General features: G+C 42.7%; 7 protein-coding genes. All 7 read right to left on the bottom strand.

Going from position 1 to position 9,197, the window contains the following annotated elements:
* On the bottom strand, positions 1-359 hold a 359-nt coding region (locus tag VIM89_RS07100), incomplete at its 3' end, for a UvrD-helicase domain-containing protein (RefSeq protein ID WP_488155447.1).
* 229 nt (positions 360-588) lie between these two features.
* Positions 589-1,269 (bottom strand): gluconate 2-dehydrogenase subunit 3 family protein, encoded by a 681-nt coding sequence (locus tag VIM89_RS07095; protein ID WP_488155446.1) that lies wholly within the window; start codon positions 1,267-1,269, stop codon positions 589-591.
* A 10-nt stretch (positions 1,270-1,279) separates the two neighbouring features.
* Positions 1,280-3,019, bottom strand: coding sequence for a GMC family oxidoreductase (locus VIM89_RS07090; protein ID WP_488155445.1), 1,740 nt, complete (start codon positions 3,017-3,019; stop codon positions 1,280-1,282).
* 110 nt (positions 3,020-3,129) lie between these two features.
* Positions 3,130-4,050 (bottom strand): DUF58 domain-containing protein, encoded by a 921-nt coding sequence (locus VIM89_RS07085; protein ID WP_488155444.1) that lies wholly within the window; start codon positions 4,048-4,050, stop codon positions 3,130-3,132.
* Between the two features lie 159 nt (positions 4,051-4,209).
* Entirely contained in the window at positions 4,210-4,530 is a 321-nt protein-coding gene (gene trxA, locus VIM89_RS07080; RefSeq protein WP_488155443.1) for a thioredoxin, read from the bottom strand.
* 202 nt (positions 4,531-4,732) lie between these two features.
* Entirely contained in the window at positions 4,733-5,146 is a 414-nt protein-coding gene (locus VIM89_RS07075; protein WP_488155442.1) for a hypothetical protein, read from the bottom strand.
* Positions 5,147-5,166: 20 nt separating this feature from the next.
* Positions 5,167-8,751: a DNA polymerase III subunit alpha gene (gene dnaE, locus VIM89_RS07070; protein WP_488155441.1), complete on the bottom strand. Its 3,585-nt coding sequence runs from the start codon at positions 8,749-8,751 to the stop codon at positions 5,167-5,169.
* Positions 8,752-9,197: the final 446 nt, after the last annotated feature.

Here is a 9,197-nt window from a genome sequence, read left to right as displayed (position 1 = left end):
GTCTTGACGGTTAGTCCGTCAATCCATTTGTACTTTTTCTGTTGTAAAAATCTTTCTTTCTCTTTGTCAACAAAACTCCTTCGCTTGTCAAAAAGTTGTCTTTCATATTCGCCACTTTCATCTGCCGAAATGATAAGGCGATCAATCATTTCGTTTGTGGCGTTTTTTGTGAAAGTAATAGCAAGTATACTTGAGGGGCTTACGCCTTGTTCTTCAATTAAGTAAATGAGTTTTTGTAAAAGTGTCTTCGTCTTTCCTGAACCTGCGCCGGCAAGAACCAGTAGACGTTTGTCATCACTGATAACAGCTTCTTGTTGCCTGTCGTTTAAGGCACTTAAATCGGTCCTGGTTGTTGCCATTATGGGTTCTGTTTATTTCCTGGAAATGCTTTTTTGTCTGAGATATAATAAAGGTCTGGTATTGTTGCATTGTCAGATTTTGAAAATCGTCGACCTAATTTAGCACTAATGTCCCATAGTAGTACACATGTTCAACAATCAGTTTAACTGTCAAACATCTGAAGGCATTCAGTTACAAACTGAAGCCAGTAATTAAATGAAAAGGCCCCGAATAAACCGGGGCCTTTGTTTATGCTTTCGTAGGAAAGCTGATACATTCTTTCAGCTCTTTTTCGGTGTAGGCCATGTTGTATTGTTTCAATACGTCATCCGGCACGCCGTTCCATTGATTTGGTGCGTTGCCTTTGTAGCCTACATCTTTTACGCCTATCTCCGAGGTGTAAAAGCCGGTAGCAGTCAGGTTACGCATCAGGTTAAAAAAAGCCACACCCTGCTGCATTTCGGGTTTTGCTTTTTTAGGCCAGGCGATCTCATCAACCATTTCCATTTGCTGGGTATGGTTGCAATCTTTAAAAGCCTTGTCATAACGTGTCAGGCAATGCATGTCCAGCCAGCGCAGTCCACCGCGCATAGGCGTTTGGTGCTCAGGCATATCTTTTACTATAAACTCGATAAAATCAGGCACTTTTGCGTCCGAAGCGCTTCCGCTTACATCATCTTTAGGGATAATGATATCGCCCAAAATGGTAATGGTGGCCATTTCATTTTCATTGAAAAACTTTGGCGCTTCACGCAATTGTTTATTCACCAGCTTTTCTTCTGCCATACGGTCGGATTCATCCGGCCCTTTAGCGTCTTTATTTTCGGTATTCTCGGCACCCTCTTTTGCAGGCTGCTTGCAGGCATCCAGCAAAACCGAGGTAGATATACCACCAACGATCAGGGCTTTAAGGGAATCTCTTCTATCCATGATAACAGAATTAAATATTTTGTTTTTTCATTTGGTCAACTATATACTCCGATGCACGCATTGAAAGCGCCAGTATCGTCCAGGTGATATTTTTATCCGCCTGCGATACAAACTGCCCGCCATCTACACAGAACAGATTTTTCACGTCGTGGGACTGGCTATACTTATTCAAAGGCGATTTCTTGGCATCATTACCCATACGCACTGTTCCGGCCTCGTGAATAATATTACCGGGATTGTGCAAACCGTAGTTATTATGCGGACCGTCATCTCCACCCCAGGTAACTACAGCACCCATGCTGTGCAATATCTCTTTGAAGGTTTCCTTCATGTGCTTAGCCTGGTTGATCTCGTAATCGGTCCATTTGGTATGGAAACGCAATACCGGGATACCGTATTTATCTACCACATTCGGGTCGATCTCGCAATAACTATCCTCACGGGCAATGCCTTCGCCCCTGCCGGCCATACCTACGTGCGCACCGAAGAAATAACGGTAATCTTCTTTCAGAGAAGCACCATAACCGCCTGCTTCTTTTTGTTTGCCGTGAACCTTGAACATACCATTCAGGTTCTGGATATCCCAGTTGAACCCGTATAATGGCATACCAAAACCACCACCATATTCTATGTGATAACCGCGGGGGAAATCCAGTTTCTTGTTATCCAGCCACCATGGGGTATATACGTGCATACCACCCACGCCGTCTTCATTATAGCGTTTACGGTCGAACAACGCAGGGATGATACCACCCATATCGGCACCGGTTGAGTCGTGCAGGTATTTACCTACCACGCCACTTGAGTTACCGATACCATTAGGATAACGGCTTGATTTAGAATTCAGCATCAATCTCGCGCTTTCGCAAGCACTGGCAGCTAAAATCACTGTACGGCCAAATACCTGATATTCCTGCATATCTTCTTTGTTCACATAAGAAACACCGGTAGCCAAACCATCCCGATTGGTTAATACCTCGCGTGCCATGGCATTCACCACCAGATCGACATTACCTGTAGCGACTGCTGGTATTACCAATGCCGATGAAGATGAAAAGTCGGCATAAATTTTACAACTGCGACCACACTGTGCGCAGTAGAAACATTCCCCACGGTCTTTATTGATCTTCTTGGTTAATATAGATAAACGTGAAGGTATTACCGGGATATTAATATTACCGGCAGCCTTCTTTATAAACAACTCGTGCAGCCTCGGTTTTGGAGGTGGCAAGAACAAACCATCCGGGTCATTATATAAACCTTCGTTGGTTCCAAATACACCGATCAACTTATCTATTTTATCATAGTAAGGTTTTACATCATCATAACTGATTGGCCAGTCATCACCCAAACCATCTATACTGCGACGTTTGAAGTCATTCGGTCCGAACCGAAGCGAAATACGCCCCCAGTGATTGGTACGACCACCCACCATACGTGCGCGCCACCACTCCCAGTTACTTCCGTCCTTTTGAGTATATGGCTCGCCGTCAATTTCCCAGCCCCAGTAACAGCCATCAAAGTCGCCAAACGGACGAAATTTTGTGCTGGCGCCACGGCGCGGTGATTCCCATGGTTGTTTTAATTGTGATGAGTTTTTCGCGGGATCATAATTTGGACCTGCTTCTAGCAAACAAACTTTTAAACCTGCATTAGCTAAAACATACGCGGCCATGCCGCCGCCGGCACCCGAACCTACGATAATGGCATCGTATTTTTTCGGCTGCTTCTTGATCTGGATATCGTCCATTAAAATGAATTATTAAATAGGTATTCTATAAAAAGTGGCAGCAACAAATCTAATATTTGATTTCCGTTTTAAAAACCCTGTTTTTACTCCTTTTGTATTTAATTTGTTACTTAGATCATGCTGTTCCGCTTCACCAGGTAAGCCTTCAGTATATTGTTATAGCCATCGTGAATATTAGCGTCAACCAGGTCGATATGGTATTGCGCACATTTCAGTTCCAATTGGTGGCGGTAACTATCCAGGTTTGAACGGTATGCTTCGCGAATCTTATTCGGATGAACCTTGATCTCCTCTCCGCTTTCGATATCCACAAAATGATGCGGGCGGTTATCGAAATCGAAATCCAATTCTTTCTGGCGATCATTCACATTAAATATCACCACCTCATGCTTGTTATATTTCAAATGCTGAATAGCAGCAAACAGGGCCTGAAGCTTTTCTTCGGTATAATTATTCTCCAGCATATCGCTGAAAATGATGATCATAGAACGCTGATGAACTTCTTCGGCTACGTGATGCAATACGTCAGTAATATTGGTCGTCGCATTCTTTTTAGGCTGATTGTAAACTTTTTCCAGTTCGGCAAAAAGATAAAACAAGTGTTTTGAGGTTGACCTGGCGGCACTTATCCAGTCGATCTTATCGGAGAATAAGCACAGCCCGAATGCATCTCTTTGCTTTTTGAAAAGATAAGCCAGGGAAGCAACCGAGTAGATAGAAAATTGTAGCTTATCCATCCCCTTCTCCGGGTAATTCATGGATGATGAAGTATCCAGCAATAGGTAGCAGCGCAGGTTAGTTTCCTCTTCAAATTGCTTTACGAAGAGCTTATCAGTTCGTGCTAATAATTTCCAATCGATATTTTTTACAGATTCGCCGTTATTATACAGACGATGTTCGGCAAACTCAACAGAAAAGCCATGAAAAGGGCTTTGATGCAAGCCGGTTATAAATCCCTCCACTACCTGCCGGGCCAGAAGTTCCAGATTGGCCAGGTGGCGTATTTCCTGTTCATCACTTAGTTTGGGCATACTGCTAATGTAGCTAACAGATTGGTGTATTCAAACAAAAACACGATTTAAAGATTTATACGATCAAATCATGATAATCGTATAAATCTTTAAATCGTGTTCAAAAAAATGGCCCGTCTCGGAATTCAAGACGGGCCTTTTTATACTGGTTGATATATATTATGCTAACTGTTTATCTAACTTACCGGCAAGTATCGATTTTGGCACTGCACCGATCTGTTTGTCAACGATCTCGCCTTTGTTGAAGTATAACAAAGCAGGGATATTGCGGATACCGAACTTCATCGAGATACCAGGGTTGTTGTCAACATTTACTTTGCCAACAACAGCCTTACCGCTATACTCTTTCGCAATTTCTTCAACTACCGGACCAACCATGCGACACGGACCGCACCATTCTGCCCAAAAGTCAATTAATACCGGTTTATCTGCTTTGAGAACTAGTTCTTCAAAGTTTGCATCAGTTATTTCTAAAGCCATGATCTTTTTTGATTTAAATTATTTACAAATATATACTATTCAAATTGCTTGCCACAAGTGCACCTATGACAATGTGACAATCCTATTATGTACAGATGACACATTAACTTATGGGTGACAATAAATGTAGTCTTAATGGCAGTTAAGCTCAAATTATTTTATTAACAATGCCCCATTTAGTGAACAATCGTATAATACCTTGCTACTCCTCCGGAAAAAACTTAATATTATTGGTATTGATATCAATAATAAATTGTCCATCCTTACCACTGATATTTCCCAAAATTCCTTCCTGTTGTTCTCTGTGCTTATTCTTATATTCTAATTCTGCTAGGATAATTAACCCTTTGATATGCCGTACTGTTATCCTATATTGGGATCTAGTAATAAATATATGATTCCGAGGAATGTAATAATCATTTAAGACCAGGTTATTGGCAAGAAAATAGTTTTTTATAAAATCAAATTCAGGCCTTACAATTTTAGGCCAACTCCCTGTATCTGTAAGTCTTGTATACCCCTCTTTTTTAATAAAAGTATTAAGCCTGTCTTCCTTTTGAGCAAATGATGTCAAGCTTAACAACGATAATAAAAATATAAGAAAAGTCTTAATCATGATTGTAATCTAAGTAGAATCTATTTGAGCATCGGCTCTGCATGCGTCAAACTGTGTATCTCAGCCATCAGGTCATCACTTGGATTTACCTTGAATGTTTTGCTCGGCAATTCGATCAGCAACGACTCTTCCATGTCCCTCACCATAAACCGCAGCGTGCAATTTTTTACCGGATATTTTTGATTATTCTCCTCAACAATTTGCTCCAGGTTACTCATCAAATTATCACTCAGTGCATTCAAATCAATACAAACGGTTACAGATTTGGTCAGTTTATCGCGCATTTCGGACAACAACGACATGGTAGCGATGCGCAGATCCCAGTTGTCCTTTTGCCTGAATTTTTCTTCGATATTGCCTTTGATGTGCAGGAAGTATCCATCCACCAGCAGGTTCCTGAATTTCACATAATCTTCGCCAAAAAGGGCAAACTCGTACGAATCATTATAACCCTCCAACTTAAATGTACCGAACGGTTTCCCGGTTTTAGTCATTTTGTGCTGAACACTTGAAACAAGGCCGCCTATACTTAACTCCCCTTTTTTCCGAAGCTCGGCAAAAGCAGCTTTAATCTCATCCCCACCTTCGCCAGAACGTGCCTTCTGCATATTGTTCAAGTCGGATACAGTAGCGTTACAGTAACGCTGTAATTCCAGTTTATAATTATCCAGCGGGTGACCGGTCAGATAAATGCCGATCACATCTTTTTCATATTTCAGCTTCTCTATAAGTGGCCATTCCTCGCATTCCGGCATAGGCGGCTCGGGAATATAGGATGCTACTGAACCACCGAAAAGTGAAGATTGCGAACTGCTCTGAGTATTCTGATAATCAACGCCATATTTACTCAAGCGTTCAACCCCTGTAAGAATACCATTCTCTGTTTTAGCAAAGAACTGGGCGCGGTTCAACTTAAACTCATCAAAAGCTCCGCTATAAACCAGGTTTTCGTATGATTTTTTATTTACTGAACGTGAGTTTGATCGTCTCGCAAAATCATATACCGATTGGTATGGACCATTCTTTTCACGTTCTTCAATAATGCTTTCTATGGCTTTTTCACCTACGCCTTTAACGCCCGTCAACCCGAAACGCACCTCTCCTTTTTTATTTACAGAAAATGCCATGTCCGACTCATTAATATCCGGACCAAGCACAGGCACGCCCATACGGCGGCATTCCTCCATAAAGAAGGAAATTTTTTCTATCGAGTTTTGATTATTCAATACCGCGGCCATGTATTCTGCCGGGTAGTGCGCTTTGAGAAAGGCTGTTTGATAGGCTACGAAAGCATAGCACGTAGAGTGTGATTTATTGAATGCATATTGGGCAAAGGCTTTCCAGTCGGTCCAAATCTTGGTCAGTTTATCTTTAGGGTGACCTTTGGCCATGGCCCCATCCATAAACTGCGCCTCCATCTTGTTCAGCACCTCTATCTGCTTCTTACCCATCGCCTTACGCAACACATCGGCATCACCCTTGCTGAAGCCAGCCAGTTTCTGTGACAGAAGCATCACCTGTTCCTGGTACACGGTAATACCATAGGTTTCGCCCAGGTATTCCTCCATATCATCCAAATCGAAGGTGATCGGCTCGCGGCCGTGCTTGCGGCTGATAAAGTTAGGAATGTACTCTATCGGCCCCGGCCGATAGAGTGCGTTCATCGCGATCAAATCCTCAAACTTATCGGGCTTAAGATCGCGCAGGTACATTTGCATACCGTCACTTTCAAACTGGAATGTACCGTTGGTATCCCCACGCTGATAAAGTGCAAAAGTTTCTGCATCGTCCAGCGGGATATAATCTATATCTATTTCTACGCCGTGATTTTGCTTGATCAGTCGCAGCGCATCTTTAATGATAGTAAGGGTTTTCAGACCAAGAAAGTCCATCTTGATTACACCGGCATCCTCAATCACACGGCCGTCGAACTGTGTAACCAGCAGATCCGAGTCTTTTGCAGTAGCTACCGGAACAATATTGGTCAAATCATCCGGAGCAATAATAATACCTGCAGCGTGCACACCTGTATTACGTACCGATCCTTCCAGCTTTTCCGCTTCACGCAGTACAGTGCCTTTCAGTCCGGGGTCTTTATAAATATCTTGTAGTTCCGGAACCTGGTCTATAGCCTGGCGCAGGGTGATACCCAACGTTTCGGGCACCAGCTTTTTCAAGGCACTCACTTCGGATAATGGCATATCCAATACACGACCAACGTCCTGTATACTTGTACGTGCAGCCATAGAACCGTAAGTAATGATCTGCGCTACCTGGTTTTTGCCATATTTGTCAACCACATAATCGATCACACGCTGACGGCCCGAATCATCGAAGTCCGTATCAATATCGGGCATCGACTTACGGTCGGGATTCAGGAACCTTTCGAAAAGCAGGTTGTATTTGATCGGATCGATATTGGTGATACCTATACAATAAGCTACCACCGATCCAGCCGCCGAACCACGACCCGGACCGATAAACACACCCATATCGCGACCAGCCTTAATAAAGTCAGCCACAATCAGAAAATATCCGGCAAAACCCATTGTGCGGATAGTAAACAACTCAAAGTTTAGTCGTTCCTCTACCTCTGGAGTAATATCCTTGTACCGTTCCTTTGCACCCATAAAGGTCAAGTGCTTCAGATATTCCCACTGGTTAAGGGTATCTGCATCAGGCGTGTTGTGTATCTTAAATTCTTCGGGGATAACGAAGTTAGGAAGCATGATATCACGCTTAAGTTTCAGCACTTCTACTTTATCGACAATCTCGTTGGTATTATCCAGCGATTCAGGCAGGTCATGAAACAGCTTACCCATTTCTGCCTGTGTTTTGAAGTAGAATTGATCGTTCGGGAAACCAAAACGATAGCCTTTACCACCCTCTTCATCTGTTGCAATTGGTGTGCTTTGCATATCTCCGGTGTTCACACAAAGCAATATATCATGTGCGTTGGCATCCTGCTGATCCACATAATGTGAGTCGTTGGAGCAGATCACCTTTACATTATGCTTCTTTGCAAATTTTAACAGCACCTCATTTACTGTATTCTGTTCAGGGATATCGTGACGTTGTAGTTCGATGTAATAATCTTCGCCAAAAAGATCGAGCCACCATTTGAATTCTTCTTCTGCTCTCTCCTCACCTTCTCTTAATATCGCCTGCGGAACTGACGCCCCGATACAACAGGTAGTAGCGATCAATCCCTTATGATATTTTACGATAAGCTCTTTATCAATACGGGGCCATTTACTGTAAAGGCCCTCCATATATCCAAGCGAGCAAAGCTTTACCAGGTTACGGTAACCTTCGGCATTTTTTGCCAGCAATAATTGATGGCAACGTACGTCTTTTTTCTCCTTGGTAAACTGTTTTACATGGCGATCAGCTACCACATAAAATTCGCAGCCTACGATAGGCTTCACATTATGTTTACCAGCTTCCGCCACAAACTTGAACACCCCGAACATATTCCCATGGTCAGTAATGGCCAGGGCCTTCATGCCATCGGCAGCGGCTTTTTTATATAGCTTGGAGATATCAGCAGCACCGTCTAACAGCGAGAATTGGGTATGTACGTGTAAGTGAGAAAAATCTGGCATAACTAATCTGGATCAACTTTTCCGAAGAATACAAATCTAAAATTACGCAAGATTTAATCGAAACCAGACACTGCTTTTTTTACTAACACGCTCTTAATTATGGTGGAAAATTATTTTCTGCCATCGTTAGTGTTGTCACCACAGGTGTTCGGAAGATCAAACGGGTGTCATGCTGAGGCTCTCGAAGCATGCGCGTTGGGTATCGTGAACTATGCATTAACGCAATGCATGGTGTAAAGGCCTTTGCCCACCATACTTCGAGAACCTCAGCATGACACCACACACGCATTGCGTGAAAAAAGCCATCTTTCGAACACCTGTGATGACAACGCCAACAAGGACGGAATAACTTACTTATGTCGAAAACTGGAAAACACAAACTAATTCAGTAAATTGAGTTCAACAGCAAACCATTTTATAGTATTATAGGTTATAAAAAAACCATT

The sequence above is a fragment of the Mucilaginibacter sp. genome (genome assembly GCF_036568825.1).
Lineage (GTDB): Bacteria > Bacteroidota > Bacteroidia > Sphingobacteriales > Sphingobacteriaceae > Mucilaginibacter.
This window is presented reverse-complemented; position numbering and strand designations above follow the sequence as displayed.